We start from the raw sequence: 15717 nt of genomic DNA, 5'->3' as shown, positions 1-15717 counted from the left end.
TCGACAGCGTTGTCAGCCAAGTTGCCGTCGCCGAGCACGAGCGCGGGCTCGCCGGGGGCCCAGCCGATCGCCCTTGCGTTCACCCTGGGAACTGTCCGAAGAGGACTTGTCCATCTTGGACAATCGCTGATCAGTCCAGCAGGCGCTGTTCCTTGGCCACGGCGACCGCTCCCGCGCGGGTGTCCACTTCGAGCTTGGCGTAGATCCGGCTCAGGTGGGTCTTGACCGTCGCCTCGCTGATGAACAGCGCGCGGGCGATCTCCTTGTTGCCCAGGCCCTGGGCGAGCTGGCGGAGGATGTCGCGTTCGCGGCCGGTGAGCGTCGGCCGCGGGGCGCGCAGCTGGGCCATCATCCGGTCGGCGACCGGCGGCGACACCGCGGTGCGCCCGGCCGCGGCCGCCTCGATCGCCGCGTACAGCTCGGTGGCGGACCCGGCTTTCAGGAGGTAGCCGGTCGCCCCGGCGGCGATCGCGCGGCTGATGTCCGCGTCGGTGTCGTACGTGGTCAGGACGAGGATCCGGGGCGCGCTGGGCGTGCTCCGGATCCGCCGCGTCGCCTCGATCCCGTCGATGCCGTCGCCGAGCTGGATGTCCATCAGCACGACGTCCGGGCGCAGGGCGGCGGCGGTCGCGACGGCTTCCTCCCCGCTCGCGCTCTCGCCGACGACCTCGATGCCGTCCGCGCCCGCCAGCAGCGCGCGCAGCCCGGCGCGCACGACGGCGTGGTCGTCGCACACCAGGACCCGGATGCTCGTCGGGGGTTCCGGGTGGCGGAGCCCCCGGCCCAGGGCGGAGCCCTGGTTGTCACCGATCGTCACGAGGTCTCCAAGGGGATCGCGGCCGAGATCACCGTGCCCTGGCCGGGCGCGGACTCCACGGTCAGCCTGCCACCGAGCTGCTGGGCCCGGACGCGCATGGCCGGGAGCCCGTGCCCGCGGTTCCCGTCGGAAGGCGCCGCTTCGAGGAAGCCCCGGCCGTCGTCGGCGACGTCGAGCACGACCTGGTCGTCGAGGTAGGTGAGGGTGAGCACGACGTGGCCGGCGTCCGCGTGCTCGCGCGCGTTGGCCAGCGCGCCTTGGGCGATGCGCACCAAAGTGGACTGGACGCGCTGCGGAAGCGGCGGCTCGGCGCCGTCGACGCGGACTTCGACCGGCACCCCGGCCCGGCCGGCCACGGCCCGCAACGCCTCTTCGACCGTGGCGTCGGCGAGGTCGGCGGGCGTCAGGTCCTGCACGAGCCGCCGCGCTTCGGAAAGGTTGGCCGCGCCGACGCGCTCGGCGGCGCGGAGGTGTTCGCGGGCCAGCTCGGGCCGGTCCCACGCCTGGTCGGCGGCCTGCAGCAGCATCGCCTGGCTGGACAGGCCCTGCGCGAGCGCGTCGTGGATTTCCCGGGACACGCGGCCGCGCTCGGCCAGCACGCCGGCGCGTCGTTCCGACTCGCTCAGCCGCTCGGCCTGGCGGCGCATGTAGGTGATCACCGCCGCGGTGACCAGGGCGATCGCGATCGGCACGATCGTGAGGTTGGGGTCGAAGCCGTCGGCGAGCCGGTTCTGCGAGACGACCACCAGCGCCGTGATCACGGCGACGAGCGCGAGCGCCTGCCCGGTCGGCAGCGTGCGCAGGCCGGTGACCAGCAGCGGGATCGCCGACCACGCGAAGCTGGGGGCGAGCACCACCAGCACGACCCAGAGCGCCAGGACCACGGTCAGCCAGGCGAGGTGCCGGTCGACGAACAGGCCGGCGCCGTACGCGACGACCAGCGCCGCGGTGAAGCCGATCACCCACGGTGCCAGGGGAGTGCCGTCGTGGCGCGTGAGGAACCGGACGGCCGAGCCGAGCACCAGCAGGAGGAACGCCGAATGCATGGCGGCGGCGAGCCATCGCGCGTCGGCGTCTTCCATGTCTTCCATGCTGGCTCCTTCCTCGTCCGACACCAGCGTCGACCCGGCCCGGAGGCCGCGCATCAGCCGATCGGATGACCCCGGTGTCAGCCGGGACGCCGACCGGATCCACCCGGTTCCGGGCTGAAGCTGGAGTCGTCGAACCGCTTGATGACGAGGAGCAAACCATGAACTCGACCGGTATCCGCATCGCCGCCGCCGTCGCCGGGCTCGCCGCCGTCGGCGCTGTTTCGTTCGCCGCTGTCCCGGCCACCGCCGCCCCGGCCCCGGCCACCCACAAGGGCGTCATCCAGACGTCGCACCTGTCGATCGCCGCCGCTTCGAAGGCCGCGCAGGCCGCGTTGGACGCCGCCGGCAAGGCCGGCCAGCACGTCTCGGTCGCCGTGGTGGACCGCGACGGCAACACGATCCTGACCCTGCGCGGCGACGGCGCGGGCCCGCAGTCCTACAGCTCGGCGCAGGAGAAGGCGTTCACGGCGGTGTCGTGGAACGCGAAGACGTCCGAACTGGTCGGCCGCCTGCAGCAGACCCCGACGCTGAAGGACATCGACGGCACCCTGTTCCTGGCCGGCGCGGTCCCGGTCGCGGCCGGTGGCGCCCCGATCGCCGCCGTGGGGGTCGCCGGTGCGCCGTCCGGGGCGCAGGACGAGGCGTTCGCCCAGGCCGGTGTGGACGCGCTCGGCAAGTAGCGTGTCCGTGGTGTTGATCAGTGATGTCCGCCCCTGGGGCGGCGAGCGCAGTGACGTCGAGCTGAACGGCGACCGGATCGGGGCGGTCCGTCCGCACTCGCCGGGGCCGGCGACCGTCGAAGGCCGTGGCCGGTTGCTGTTCCCCGCGTTCAGCGACGTCCACGTGCACCTGGACTCGACGCGGATCGGGCTGCCGTTCCGGCCGCACACCGGCGGCCCGGGCGTGGTGGCGATGATGACGAACGACCGGGAGAACTGGCGGTCGGCGGAGGTCCCGCTGCCCGGGCGCGTCGCGGGAACGCTCGAGCGGATGATCGCCCACGGCACGACCCGCGTCCGCAGCTACGCGCAGGTCGACGTCGACTGCCGGCTGGAGAAGCTCGACGCCGTGCTGGCCGCACGGGAGAAGTTCGCCTCTCAGGCCGAGGTGCAGGTGATGGCGTTCGCGCAGGCGGGCATCCTGCGGGAACCGGGCACGCTGGAGCTGCTGGACGCGGCGATGCGGTCCGGCGCGACGGTGATCGGCGGCATCGACCCGTGCACGCTGGACCGCGACCCCAAGGGGCACCTGGACGCGGTGTTCGGCCTGGCCGAGAAGCACCAGGCCGAAGTGGACATCCACCTGCACGAACCCGGGCACCTGGGCCTGTTCTCGACGGACCTGGTCATCGAGCGCGTCCGGGCGCTGGACATGCGCGGCAAGGTGACGATGTCCCACGCGTACGACCTGGGCTCGATTTCCGAGTCGGTCAGCCGCCGGGTCATCGACGACTTCGCCGCGCTGGACATCGCGATGACGACGGTGGCGCCGTCCGCCGCCGGTCAACTGTCCCTTTTGGACTTGGTGGCGTCGGGAGTCCGAATCGGACTCGGCGAGGACGGCCAGCGCGACTACTGGAGCCCGTACGGCAACTGCGACCTGCTGGACCGGACGTGGCAGCTGGCGTTCACCCGCGGCTTCCGCCGTGACGAGCACATCGAGCTGGCGCTGGCGGTGGCCACGATGGGTGGGGCGTCGATCATGAGCCACGACGTCCCCCGCCTGGCCGGCGTTTCCGATCGCCCCGGCCTGGCGGTCGGCGATCGAGCGGACCTCGTCTTGGTCGACGGCGAAACGCCGGCCAGTGCGGTGATGGACCGCGGCAAGGACCGCACGGTCGTCCACAACGGAGTCGTGGTCGCGGACGGACTGTCCGTGGTCAAGCGCTAGCGAGCAGCGCGGCGATGCCGGGTTTGTGTTCGTCGCGCCGCCGCCAGGTCATCGTGACGTCGGCGGTCTCGCCGGCCAGCGGAACGGCGACGGCGCCGGGGTGGTTGACCAGGGCGGGCACGATCCCGCACCCCATCCCGGCGGCGACGCACCGGCCGAGGGCGGCGAGGCTGCCGACCTCGGTGTCGATGACCGGTCCGTCGATCCGGTCCAGCATTTCCCGGAAGCCGCAGCCCTTCGGCGTCGCGAGGAACCCGACCCCGCGGAGGTCCTCGGTCCGGAGTTCTTCCTTCGCTGCCAAGGGATGGCCGGGTGGCACGATGACGACGAGCGGTGTTTCGCCGACCTTCCGGGTCGCGAAAGTCGGGTCCCGCGGTGGGTCGCCGAACGTGAAGCAAACGTCCACTTCGGACTCCCGGACGCTTTGGTACAGCTCGCCGCGGCCACCCTCCTCGAGGGTCAGCCTGACGCGCGGCCACCGGGTCCGGTAGGCGCTGAGGATGCCGGGAACCCAGTGCGCGCACAGGGTTTCGAGCGCGCCGATGGTCAGGTCGCCGTCGGGTTCGCCGCGTTCGTCGTCGACGGCGGCCTTGGCTTCCTCGACGAGTTCCAGCACCTGGTCGGCGTACCCGACGAGGCGTTTCCCGGCGGCGGTGAGCGTCCGGTTGCCGCGGTCGAAGAGCTTCGCCCCGAGTTCGGCTTCGAGGGCCTGGATCTGTTCGGTGACGCTGGACTGCGCGTAGTGCAGTTCGGCGGCGGCCCGCGTGAGGTTGAGCGTCCGCGCGACGACGCGGAAGGTGCGCAGGTGGCGCAGTTCCATGAGATCCCCCATCGGCGTTCCCGATACCCGCCATCGTAACTCCCCGCTTCCGCCGGTGTCACGGAGCGTCCAGGCTTCCTGGTGTGGCAAGACTTCTCACGGGCCTCTCGCTGGGCTACTTCCTGGTCATGCTGGACACGACGATCGTGACGGTGGCGTTGCCGTCCTTGTCGCCGTCTTTGCCGGACCAGCAATGGATTTCCAACGGCTACACGCTGACGTTCGCGGCGTTCCTGTTGACGGCCGGAGCGTGGTCGGACCGCTTCGGTGCTCGCCGCGTGTTCCGCACCGGCTTGCTCTCGTTCGGCACGTTGTCCTTGCTGTCCGCGGTTTCCCCGTCGCCGGCCGCGCTGATCGCCCTGCGCGCGTTGCTCGGCGTGGCGGGCGCGCTGCTGGTGCCGTCCTCGCTGTCGCTGATCGCGACGGCCTACCCGGTCACCGCGGCCCGGGCGAAGGCGATGGGCGTGTGGGCGGCGGTGAGCGGAACGGGCCTGGTGGCGGGCCCGCTGCTGGGCGGCGTCCTGACCCAGGCCTTCGGGTGGCGCGCGATCTTCCTGGTGAACGTCCCGGTGGCGCTGGTCGCGCTGGCGTTGTCCCGGACGGCTCCACCGACGCCGCCCAAGCCGGGCCGGGTCGACTGGGTGGGCCAGGTATCCGCCGTGGTCGCTTTGTCGACATTGACGTACGCCCTGGTGGAGTCGGCGTTCTGGCTGCTGCCGGTGTTCCTGGTGGCGGCGGTGGTGTTCGTGGCATCGCAACGGCGTCCGGACGCGATGCTGCCGGTGTCGCTGCTGTCCCGGAACCTCCTGGCGGGCGCGATCGTGAACTTCGGGTTGTCGGGGGTGTTGTTCGTGCTCTCGCTGTATTTCCAGCAATCGCGTGGTTATTCACCGTCGACGACGGGGCTGGCATTCCTGCCGTTGACAATCCCGACGGCGTTCAACCCGATCTTCACGGGCCGGTTGGTGGCCCGCATCGGCCCGCGAGTCCCGGCGATTTCGGGTTTCTTGCTGATGGCGTCCGGCACGCTGCTTCAGGCATTCTTTCCCGCTTTGTCCGTGGTCGCGCTGGCGCTGCTGGGCTTCGGGGTCTCACTGGCGATCCCGTCGCTGCTGACCGCGGTGGTCGGCTCGGCACCGCGTGAGCTGGCGGGAATGGCGGGCGGCGCCCTGAACGCGTCCCGCCAGACGGGCGCGGTCCTGGGCGTGGCGGTCCTGGGCGCCCTCCTGAACGCGACGACGACCACGACGGCCCTTGCTGTTGCCGGCGGCCTGCTGCTCGCCGGCGCCTTTCTGGTTCCCCGCCGTTGACTGTTTCCTATTCCAACGGGAAACAGGAAACGCCTTGTTGCACCAAGTCACATGACGAATCCTGGGTGCAGGGCCGGAAATTCCTCCGGAATCCCTGGTCAAATCCCATTCCCTTGGAGGATTCGTCATGTCCATGCCCAAGAAGCTGGCCAAGATCGGCGGCCCCGTGCTCGCGCTCTGCATCATCGCCGCGGCGCCGATCATCGGTTCGACCACGGCGTCCGCGGACGGCGGCGGCAGCACCCCGCCGTCGAGCAGCACGCCGCCGCCGGCGGGGACCGACGGCAACCCCTGGCACGGTTGAGCCGCGCGCCGGGCCGGCCGCGACGTCGGCCGGCCCGGTATCAGGCGCAGGCGCAGTCGAAGGCCGCGCGTGTTTCCCGCACCTCGCCGGCCTCCGGCAAGCCGAGGTCGGCGAACCCGGTCGCGGCCGCGTCCCAGTGCTTGACGGCGCGCTCGTGCTCGCCCATCGCGTGCAGCGTTTCCGCGACCCCGCGACGCGCCCGCGCCTGGTAGGTGCGGTTCCCGTCCCCGACGGCCAGGTCCAACGCTGCTTCGCACGCCGCCAACGCGTCCTGGCGGGCGCCCCGGGCCAACGCCGTCGCGCCGCGGTCGAGGTAGAGCTGGGTGCGCAGGTCGGCGTCCGGCACGTTCGCCGCCACCTCGCGCGCCTTGTCGTGGTACCGCACCGCTTCGGTGAACCGGCCCTGCTGGCGGTGCACGTTGCCGATGTTGTTCAGCGCGTACGCCTCGACGCAGTGGTCGCCGACTTCGGCGGCGTGCCCGTGCGCCTGCGTGTAACTGGCCGAAGCCTCCGAAAGCAGACCGAGATGCTCCTGCACGGACCCGAGGTTGTTCAGCGCGTGCGCCAGTCCCTGGACGTGCCCGACTTCGCGCAGCATCCGCGCGGCCGCCGAGTGCTGGCGCAGCGCGACGTCGAGGTGGCCGTGCAGCTCGTTGAGGTAGCCGAGCATGCTCAACGCGTGGGCCTCGCCGCGCCGGTCCTCGCTCTGCTCGTACTTGGCCAGCGCGGCTTCGAGGTGCGCCATCGCCTGCTCGTGCTTGCCCAGCTCCATCGTCGGGATCGCGAGCGCGCACAACGTCGCCGCCTCGCCCCGCGGATCGCCGAGGCGCCGCCACTTCGGCAACGCGCGCGCGGCCAGCTCGAGCGCCTCGGAAAGCTGCCCGCGCCGGTCGTGCGCGGTGGCGAGCCGGAGCAGGACGTGCGCCTGGCCGTAGTCGTTGCCGGAGTCGGCCGAGACGGTCTCCCAGGCGAGTTCGAGCGTGCCGATCCAGTCTTCGAACTGGTTGGTCGTGTTGAAGTAGCGCCACAGCAGCACGGCCAGCCGCCAGGTGTGCTCGGGCAGGCCGTGCCGGGCGGCGTAGCCGATCGCGGCCACGAGGTTGTCCCGTTCGGTGACGATCCACCGCAGCCCGGCAGCCTCGTCGGCGAACTTCGGCGTCACCGGGCAGGAGCGGTCGGGCGCGGGCAGCTGCGCCCGGTCGAACGGGTACGCGGCGCCGACCGCGGCCGCGAGCGTGACGAGGTAGAAGTCCAGCAGCCGCACCAGTGCCTGCTCGGACGCCGGCTCGACGGCGGCGAATTCCTTGAGCGGGTCCAGCATCTGGTACCGCTCCGGCGCGGCCTCCTCGAGCAGGCTGACCTCGTGCAGGTCGTCGAGCAGCGACCGCGCCTCGGCGACGCCGCAGCCGGCCAGCGCCGCGCCGCCCGCGACGCCGACGTCCGGGCCGGGCAGGCTGCCGAGCAGCCGGAACATGGCGCGCTGCGGCTCGCCGAGCTGCTGGTAGGACACCCGCACGGCGGCGATGCCGTCGTCCTCGCCCCAGGGGCCGTCCTCTTCGAGCAGGTGCAGCAGGTGCTCCAGCGGCCACCGCTCGTGCCGCCGGAACAGCGCGGCCGCCACCCGGATCGGCATCGGCAGGTACCCGCAGCGCTTGACGACCAGCGCGACGTCGGCCGCCCGCCCGCGCACCCGCGCCGGGCCGGACAACGCGGTGAACAGCTCGGCCGCCTCGTCCGGCGGCAACGGCGAAAGCCGGACCGGCTCGCCGACGTCACCCATCCGCCGGCTCGTGATGACGGCGAGGCAGCCGTCGGCCTCGGGCAGCAGCGGCCGGATCTGCTCCGGCGTCGCGGCGTTGTCGAGCACGACCAGCGTGCGCGTGCCCCACAGCGTCGTCTGGTAGAGCGTGGCCTTCCGGCCGACGGTGGCCGGGATCTGTTCAGCGGGCACGCCGAGTTCGACCAGCAGCTCGGTGAGCGCGTCGCCGACGCTGGTCTCGGCGACGCCGGGGGTGAAGCCGTTGAGGCGGGCCAGCAGCTGCCCGTCGGGGAAGCGGTCGCGCAGGCGGTGCGCGGCCTCGATGGCGAGGCCGGTCTTGCCGACGCCGGGCGCGCCGCTGATCCAGACCGCGTTCCGGCCGGCCCTGGCGGCCGCCTCGATCGCCGCGAGTTCGGTGGCGCGGCCGGTGAACCCGCCGGGCCGCGACGGCAGCGAGCTCGGCGGCTCGCCGTGTTCGGCACGCGCGGCGAGGTTGCGCAGCACCGGACCGGGCTCCATCCGCAGCTCGCCGAGGGCGGCGCGGGTGCTCTGGAACACGCGCAGCGCGCCGACCTGGTCACCGCCGGCGAGCAGCGCGCGCATGAGGAGCCCGGCGTGCTTCTGGCTGGCCGGGTCGGACCGCACGAGCGGCCGCAGCCGGTCGCGCGCCGAGCGGTGGTCGCCGGCGTCCAGCTCGAGTTCGGCGAGGTCGCCGACGGCGTCCGGCAGGGTTTCCTCCGGGACCACGACCTCCGGCCCGCCGACGCGGTCGATGTCGATGTCCTCGAGGAACCGCCCCCGCCACAGGCCGACGGCCTCCCGCAGCAGTTCGATCTTCCGCCGCGGATCGTCGGTCCGGCCGGCCTCGGCGCGCAGCCGCTCGAACCGGACGGTGTCGAGCTGGTCGTCGCCGAGCCGCAGGAGATAGCCGGTCGGCGTGGTCTCGATGCTCACGCCGATGTCGCGCAGCCGCTTGACGTAGCCGCGGACCAGGGTGGGTTTGGTTTCCCGCCCGGTCCAGACGATCTCCGTGAGCCGCGCGGTCGACACCGGCTTGTTCGCGTTCAGGAGCAGCACGACGAGGACGAACCGCTGCTGCTGGTCACCCAGCGGCACCGGCACGCCGTCGTGCCACGCCTCCAGCGGGCCGAGCATCCGGAACTCCACACAGCCTCCCCGCCGTCAGCTTGCTTTCCCCCGTTGATGTCGCGCAATCGGCCGTTGGAGTTTCGGTAATCCGCATTTCTTGCACGTTCGATACACGCGGGGTTGCCAGACTCCGCCGGTCGAATCAGGGGTGAAGGAGAAACCGGTATGGGGTCCGACGTGTTGCCGTGTTACTTGGCGTGCGACGTCTCGCTTTCGATGGCCGACCACCTCGAAGAGCTGAACGAGGGCCTGCGCGAATTCCGCGGCGCCGTCCACGCGGACGCGTCGATCGCCGACCGGGTGCTGTGCAGCGTAATCGGCTTCGGGGAGGAGCCCTCGGCGGTGCACGGGCTGTACCTGGCGGGCGAGGTCGCCGAGCTGCCGCCGCCGGGCCGGTGCGCGGGCACCAACTTCGGCCCGGTGTTCACGTTCCTGCGGTCGGCCATCGACCTGGACGTCCGGCTCCTGGAGACGCACCGGGTGCGCGTCCACCGCCCGCTGGTGTTCTTCCTGTCCGACGGCCAGCCGACGGACCCGGTCACCTGGCCGGCGGCCTTCGCGCGGCTGGTGGACCCGACCTGGGAGCGCCGACCCCGAGTGGTCACGTTCGGCGTCGGCGACGCGGACGAAGAGGCGCTGGGCCGCATCGGGACGTTCCGCCGCTACCTGGGCCGAGACGGCGTCCGCCTGGGGACGGCGCTGATCGCCTCGGTGATGCACGTTCTGTCCACTTTCGGTCCACCGCCCGACCGCACCCTGTCGCCGAGGGGGTGCTGACCATGGAGACGCACTGAAGGAGAACGCCGTGGAGCGCGCAGAGCTGGTCCAGGAGCTGAAGACGCTGCGCAAGGGCCGAGGACTGGCGGGCCGGCTCGAAGGCCGCGTCGGGCCCCGCCTGCGTACGGCATGCGCGGTCGCGTCGGACGACGGCCAGGTGGCGATCAGGGAGAAGGTGTCCGGCCGCTTGACTGAGTGGGCATCGGATTTACCGGACGACTTGAGGTTGGCGGCATTGGCGGCCTTCGCGATCTGTGCGGAGGCCCGCCAGCCGCTGTATCAGGACAGGGTCAAGTGGGCAGCGTCCCGGGTGGACCGCGACCCGCGAACGGTCCGCCGTCGCGTGGACGAGGCGATCGTGTTGCTGGCGGAACTGGCCTCATCGTCGTCAACGATGCCTGCGTCATCTGATCAATGGCACACTTCGTCACTGTCGCTGGCGCTGGCACTGGAGGAGCTGCTGGTGCTCGAGCAGCGCCGGATCGTCGCCGACCAGGACGGCCTTCGCACGGTCGACCTGGCGGTGTCTCTCCCAGCCGGCCGTCCGTCGGTCACTGTGCTCTATGGAGGGACGTTGGTGGACCACGGAATGGAGACGTCATCCCGCTGGGGTTACGGTCTGGAGCTCCCACGCCCGTTGTCCCGGGGAGAGTCGCTCGACTACGCGATCCTATTCCGGCCGCCGTCGTTGGACTCGCACATGGTGTGCGTGCCCCGGCACCCCTGTGGCCAGTTCGACTTGCGGGTGCGGTTCGGTGGTGCGCCTTTTCCTCCGGAAGTTCGGGTGCTGGGCGGCGCGTTCCAGCGGGACGTGTCGGATCCGGGATTCCGGGGGCGTCCGGAGCCGGTGGACCCGTCGGGGGAGGTACACCTGCGGTTCCGGGGCCTCACGCCGGGGTTGGCGTATGGAGCCCGTTGGGAGAGTGGACTATAGAACCTAACAAACTCACGTGAGCGCTCCTGTCAAGGCCTCAGTAGTGTTTTGCTTCGTGCGTCGATTGTTTCGTTCAGATACTTGGATAGCCCGGAGGGTAGCTTGAGCGTTTCTGCTAATTCTGCCCAATTTGCTCTGACCCGCTCCACTGTCTCCACAACTTGATCGGCCAGCCCGGCATTGGTGGCGCTCAGGCGGCGCTCTAGTCTGTTAAATGTCTCTAGTGAAACGTCTTCAAACCGTCTTGAGCCGCCGAGCTTAAGGCCAAGATCTTCTTTTCCGGACTCCGCTCTATAGATGTCCGTCGACACCAAGTCGTAGGCTGGAGAAAGTGTGGGAATCTGCTCGTTTCGATAGATCAGAGACCAGTTCTTGAGGTGGGCATCACCGTTGCTGATTAGGATAATAAAGGCCATCCTGCGTGAGAATTCTCGCAACGCGTCGACGTCGTGCTTCCTGTAGATAAGGGAAGCAATTGTCTCAAAGTTTCCCTTGTACTTGTCTCGGGGGTAGAAGTTTCTGACTTGTGCGAGATCTTCGATGTGAATGAGCTCCCTGTTTGGTCCGCGGTCAAATCGTTTGATTGCATAGGCCCATTCTTCCCTGCCTGGCCATATGTTGGAGGGAAGTCCAGATAATTGGTCGCGATGAACTAGCGTGATGCTCGGAATATCAATTCCGGACTTTCGTGCAAGATGCATCATTGCAAATTCATTTTGTGGTAACATGCTGAATTGTTGATCCGGCAGCTTTACAATCCAATCGCTCCCTTCTCCGAATCCTGGAATGGTCAAGCGGTCATCTTTCGAGATCATGGCGAACTTCAGTTGCACGCCGGCCAGAGAGATTCGCCAGCCGGGGTGACTCTCCGCTCCTGGAGAAGGGGCTCGACTGTCTGGGGCCTCCCAGGATGCTGCCTCTTCTATGGGCTGAAGATCTATCGGTAATATGCGCACAGCTCCGGGGAGGTCTCTTCCGACGTGGGAGAGAATTTCCATCTCCCTGTCGACTGAAACGCCTCGGTCTTCGGCAACCCAATCGCGAACTCGGCCCTCTGGTAACAAGTTTGAAAACCATGGGGGGGCTCGAAGTGCGGATGCTTGGGGCGATAATACGGTCTCTTCGAAATGTAGACCCAGTACAGGTCGGTCTGGGTCCTCCCGGTAAGAAACATCGAATGTCAAGCGCGTGTGGTCGCCGCGTTGGTGAAGCACGCCAACGTGGCGGTTCTTAAGCCAAACGGCATGCTGCGTTTCACGCAATGCCTTCTTCCTCCGTTGAATCTTCGATCAGAAGTGAAGTAAGCGGCGGCGTGCTTTCGAAGCTCCACTCGCACATGCGCTTAAGGAAAGATGTCAGCTGAGATTGCAGAGCCGCTTGGCGTGCCTTGAGAAAATCCACAGTCTGCCCTCTGACAATCAGGTCTGCCATGTCGGAGGATATTAGGTGGGACGCGAGTGCTGCCCGCCAAGCACTCTCTGAGAGCTTTAGAGGTCGTTGTGCAATAATGGATTCAATCGAAGTCGAAGTGGCCTCCGTGAGGGGTACGAGGGCTCTGTTTGCTGCCCAGAGTCGGTATTCGTGAGGAACTGTATTTCTGGGCACAATGTAGCGCACTGCATCAAGGGCGGTAGGTCGGTCTATTAGCACGCGTGAGAGGTCGTCTCGAGCAAATGGGTTACCGTCATCGAGAGATCGAGGCATATTTGCCCACCAGGCGCACAAGACCGTTTTGGTGGCAGCCTCATTACTGCGAAAACGTCGTAGGTCAGGGGGCGGAGTGTCTGGATACTCGACAAGTTTGAGGAGCTCTTGGATTGACCCGGTAAGGTCGTCTGGTTTTACCGCAAACACTAAGAAACGTATGGCGCCAGTAGTACTTCCCTTGAATACTTCTGGACCAACAACTGCGGCACGCCAGAACCACCTCCGAAGAAGGCGGATGTTTCTGGGGTCCGGATTAGGATGGTGAGCAAATAGTCGCGTAAGAACAACTAGCAAGTGACGATAGGGCAGCATGCCCACGTGTGGAACGTTTGCTTCCTCTTGGAGAAACGAGATCGCGCGGCGCATTGCGCTCTCTCCAAGTCGGTACGCGGTATCGCGAGCCTCGTCGGGGAAGTCGATAATCGCGCGCCCAGGCTGGTGGCCGCGCGGTATACCCTCTTCGCCTCCGAATTCATTTCTAATCTCTCGTTTTACGTCGGGGCCTCTGCGAGCCAGCATTGCCATGAGAATTGTGTCGTTGTCAACCGTTCCGAATCCCAGGTCCTCGTCAAGGTGTTCGGCGATTCTGTCGAACGTGAGCCGGTTCTTAATGGATTCATCGTCCGCAAAGAGTGCTGAAAATATCTCAGCTCTACTCAGCCTTTTTCCGTAATTGTTCATTCGGTCGAAAATGTCTTGCAAGACTTTTACGTCGTTCTGCGTGACCTCGTATGCCGGAATTTGAAACTGGCGCAGTGTTTGCGTGATATTATTTGCGCGATCCACGTATTCAAGAGTTTCGGGGAACTTCTGAAACCACTGCAGTACGCGAGTCAAGTTGAATAGTACTGGCAGTGGGATGACTAGGGGCTCATCTTCGGGCGGCGCGGGTACGAATTCTTGATCGCGTAAGTTGTACGCAAGTGCGAACCGCGGATCCCTGCTCGCTTCGGGGATCAGTGCGCTGGCGAGGCTGGTTATGCGCTGTTGCCCGTCTACCACCCACCTTGCCGCGCTGACGTCTGGAGCCTCGATCTCCAGTGAGCCGAGCTTGAGTGTTTGCGCTGTTGCTGGTCGTCGCCATAACAAAAGGGAGCCAACTGGGTAGCCTCGGACAATGCTGTCGAAAAGCCGCACAACATCTTGGCGCTGCCAGCGGAAGTCACGTTGGAAATGGGGAATTCGAATCTCTCCCGATCGGGCCATGGTCACGAGATTCTCTACCGTGAACATGGTCGCGTTGGGGCGATCATCGAGTCCGGTTGTCACGTTCGCCTCCGGTTGCTCACTGCTAGTCATCAGGAAAGTTGTACCACTTCAATGGCCAGTCGGGGGCGAATTTCGACGCGAGTTGGTTGCATCAGCTGACCGAAACCCGAGCGTCATGCGCTTTACCGATCAGTAACCAGCAGTCGGTCTGATGTCAGTTGGCGTAGCCTGAGTGACGGGAGGTCCCGCGTGTCACTCGTGGCACGGCTGCAACAGTGCAGGCAAGCTGCAGACGCTAGACGTCGCGAACGGCACGCCTCGGATGCCGTCCAGTAGGTGCCCCCGGCAGGATTCGAACCTGCGACACCCGCTTTAGGAGAGCGGTGCTCTATCCCCTGAGCTACGAGGGCCTGCTGCTGCCAAGCTCAGCTTAGCCTGCCGAAGGTCAGCCCGGCAGCAGGGGCGACCAGACTCTCGTCGTCACCCAGGTGAGTGGTTCTGGGGCGCGACCAACCCTGGGGATACACCCTGCCGGACGGCCGACCGCACCTGACCTGGACGGACCAGTGCCTCACCTGGTCGTGTCTGGTTTCGAACTGCTGAACAACAGTAGGTAACCTTCGTTAACGGGACGCGGGGAGCCGCCTCCTACTGGCTGTTGCGGAGGGCTTCGTTGATCAAGCTCATGTTCGCCGACGACGAGGAACTGGTGCGCTCGGGGTTGCGCGCGATGATGTCCGGGGCTCAGGACATCGAGATCGTGGGCGAAGCCTCCGACGGCAGATCCGCAGTGGAAGTTGCCCGGCGGTACCACCCGGACGTCGCCCTGCTCGACATCAAGATGCGCGCCCCTGACGACGGCATTCGCGCGCTCCGGGCCATCCTCGCCCTCCCCGATCCGCCCACCGTTGCCATGCTGACCACCTTCGACATCGATGAGTACGTCAGTCTCGCCCTCAGGCTCGGTGCCAACGGCTTCCTGCTGAAGGACATCGATCCGGCCGCCCTCCTGCGAGCCGTCAGGGACCTCGCGCGTGGGGGCGCCGTCCTGGACCCGGGTGTCGCCGCGCGGATGGTTCAGTCCCACCGGGATGAACAACGCGCTGCTCAGCCTGCCCGGAAGCTGCTCGCCTCACTGTCCGAACGCGAACGGGAGGTCGTCGCGCTCATCGGGCAGGGCCTCTCCAACGCCGAGATCGGCGGGCGCCTTCACCTCTCCGAAGCCACCGTCAAGGGGTACGTCTCCGCCGTGCTCTCGAAGATCGGCGCCGCCAACCGCGTGCAGGCCGCTCTGCTGGCCTACCGCGGGGGCCTGCTCGACCAGTAGATGCTGCTCACGGCGCTGGAGTTCCTCGGGCTCGTCGCCTTCGCGGCGTCCGGGGCGCTCGCCGCCGTGCGGGCTCGGCTCGACGTCTTCGGCGTCGTGGTCGTCGGGCTCACCACCGCGCTCGGCGGCGGCGTCATCCGGGACGTCCTGCTCGGCATCCACCCGCCCACGACGCTGCGGAACTGGCCCTACCTCGCCGTCTGCGCGGCGACCGCCTTGGTCGTCTTCACCTTCCACCCGCAGGTCGCGCGGCTGCGGCGGGGCGTGCTGCTCGCCGACGCGCTCGGGCTCGGCGTCTTCGCCACCGCCGGGACGACCATCGCCCTGAACGCCGGCGCGACCGTCTACGCCGCGTGCCTGATCGGCATGACGACCGGCATCGGCGGCGGTGCCGTGCGCGATCTGCTGCTCCGGGAAATCCCCCTCGTCCTGCGGAAAGAGATCTACGCGGTGGCCGCGCTGGCCGGCTCGGTGCTCGTCGCCGTCGGTCACTCCCTGCAACTGCCGGAGGGGCCGGTCACCGTGGTCTCGGCCGCGGGAGTGGTCGCCATCCGGATGATCGCGCTCTGGCGGCACTGGAACGCGCCCGTCGCGCGACCGCCGGAGTGAGGATCTCTTTGTTA

General features: G+C 67.9%; 14 protein-coding genes and 1 tRNA gene. 8 read left to right on the top strand and 7 right to left on the bottom strand.

Features of this window, described 5'->3' with window-relative positions; all coding sequences use genetic code 11:
- Positions 1-130 precede the first annotated feature (130 nt).
- Both ACIRSS_RS16180 and ACIRSS_RS16175 read right to left on the bottom strand, forming a co-directional pair.
- On the bottom strand, positions 131-787 hold the full coding sequence (locus ACIRSS_RS16180; protein ID WP_400897490.1) for a response regulator: 657 nt from the start codon (positions 785-787) through the stop codon (positions 131-133).
- A gap of 26 nt (positions 788-813) precedes the next feature.
- Positions 814-1908 carry a sensor histidine kinase gene (locus ACIRSS_RS16175; protein WP_400895361.1) on the bottom strand — a complete coding sequence of 365 codons (1095 nt, stop codon included), beginning with the start codon at positions 1906-1908 and terminating at the stop codon, positions 814-816.
- Positions 1909-2066: 158 nt separating this feature from the next.
- On the opposite strand from ACIRSS_RS16175, the gene ACIRSS_RS16170 reads away from it, so the two are divergent.
- Both ACIRSS_RS16170 and ACIRSS_RS16165 read left to right on the top strand, forming a co-directional pair.
- On the top strand, positions 2067-2588 hold the full coding sequence (locus ACIRSS_RS16170) for a heme-binding protein (protein WP_400895360.1): 522 nt from the start codon (positions 2067-2069) through the stop codon (positions 2586-2588).
- Positions 2589-2598: 10 nt separating this feature from the next.
- A complete protein-coding gene (locus tag ACIRSS_RS16165) occupies positions 2599-3798 on the top strand; it encodes an amidohydrolase family protein (protein WP_400895358.1) in 1200 nt (399 codons plus the stop codon).
- Here the strand turns inward: ACIRSS_RS16165 and ACIRSS_RS16160 are convergent.
- On the bottom strand, positions 3788-4630 hold the full coding sequence (locus ACIRSS_RS16160) for a LysR family transcriptional regulator (protein ID WP_400895355.1): 843 nt from the start codon (positions 4628-4630) through the stop codon (positions 3788-3790). The two genes, ACIRSS_RS16165 and ACIRSS_RS16160, sit on opposite strands and share 11 nt — an antisense overlap.
- A gap of 71 nt (positions 4631-4701) precedes the next feature.
- Here ACIRSS_RS16160 and ACIRSS_RS16155 point away from each other — a divergent pair, with 71 nt between their 5' ends.
- Both ACIRSS_RS16155 and ACIRSS_RS16150 read left to right on the top strand, forming a co-directional pair.
- Positions 4702-5928 (top strand): MFS transporter, encoded by a 1227-nt coding sequence (locus tag ACIRSS_RS16155; protein WP_400895353.1) that lies wholly within the window; start codon positions 4702-4704, stop codon positions 5926-5928.
- A gap of 127 nt (positions 5929-6055) precedes the next feature.
- On the top strand, positions 6056-6232 hold the full coding sequence (locus ACIRSS_RS16150) for a hypothetical protein (protein WP_329054933.1): 177 nt from the start codon (positions 6056-6058) through the stop codon (positions 6230-6232).
- A gap of 40 nt (positions 6233-6272) precedes the next feature.
- On the opposite strand, the gene ACIRSS_RS16145 is transcribed toward ACIRSS_RS16150, so the two are convergent.
- On the bottom strand, positions 6273-9158 hold the full coding sequence (locus ACIRSS_RS16145) for a tetratricopeptide repeat protein (protein WP_400895350.1): 2886 nt from the start codon (positions 9156-9158) through the stop codon (positions 6273-6275).
- A gap of 147 nt (positions 9159-9305) precedes the next feature.
- Here ACIRSS_RS16145 and ACIRSS_RS16140 point away from each other — a divergent pair, with 147 nt between their 5' ends.
- Together ACIRSS_RS16140 and ACIRSS_RS16135 are read left to right on the top strand one after the other, a co-directional pair.
- Positions 9306-9917, top strand: coding sequence for a hypothetical protein (locus ACIRSS_RS16140; protein WP_400895348.1), 612 nt, complete (start codon positions 9306-9308; stop codon positions 9915-9917).
- Between the two features lie 28 nt (positions 9918-9945).
- Complete coding sequence (locus ACIRSS_RS16135; protein ID WP_400895346.1) at positions 9946-10851, top strand: hypothetical protein; 906 nt, start codon at positions 9946-9948, stop codon at positions 10849-10851.
- A gap of 29 nt (positions 10852-10880) precedes the next feature.
- Here the strand turns inward: ACIRSS_RS16135 and ACIRSS_RS16130 are convergent, their stop codons facing one another.
- The 3 genes from ACIRSS_RS16130 to ACIRSS_RS16120 all read right to left on the bottom strand — a co-directional run bounded on the left by ACIRSS_RS16130 (position 10881) and on the right by ACIRSS_RS16120 (position 14177).
- Entirely contained in the window at positions 10881-12113 is a 1233-nt protein-coding gene (locus ACIRSS_RS16130; protein WP_400895344.1) for a type II toxin-antitoxin system HipA family toxin, read from the bottom strand.
- Positions 12106-13857: a DUF262 domain-containing protein gene (locus ACIRSS_RS16125; RefSeq protein ID WP_400895341.1), complete on the bottom strand. Its 1752-nt coding sequence runs from the start codon at positions 13855-13857 to the stop codon at positions 12106-12108. Before ACIRSS_RS16125 ends, ACIRSS_RS16130 begins: the two co-directional genes overlap by 8 nt.
- 247 nt (positions 13858-14104) lie before the next feature.
- Positions 14105-14177 (bottom strand) — tRNA-Arg (locus tag ACIRSS_RS16120).
- Between the two features lie 263 nt (positions 14178-14440).
- On the opposite strand from ACIRSS_RS16120, the gene ACIRSS_RS16115 reads away from it, so the two are divergent.
- Together ACIRSS_RS16115 and ACIRSS_RS16110 are read left to right on the top strand one after the other, a co-directional pair.
- Positions 14441-15094 carry a response regulator transcription factor gene (locus ACIRSS_RS16115; protein ID WP_003087851.1) on the top strand — a complete coding sequence of 218 codons (654 nt, stop codon included), beginning with the start codon at positions 14441-14443 and terminating at the stop codon, positions 15092-15094.
- Positions 15095-15703, top strand: coding sequence for a trimeric intracellular cation channel family protein (locus ACIRSS_RS16110; RefSeq protein WP_400895339.1), 609 nt, complete (start codon positions 15095-15097; stop codon positions 15701-15703).
- Positions 15704-15717: the final 14 nt, after the last annotated feature.

Origin of the sequence: Amycolatopsis sp. NPDC101161 (genome assembly GCF_044768185.1) — a bacterium.
GTDB lineage: Bacteria > Actinomycetota > Actinomycetes > Mycobacteriales > Pseudonocardiaceae > Amycolatopsis.
Note: the sequence above shows the minus strand (reverse complement) of the source record. Positions and strands in the feature narration are given on the sequence as shown.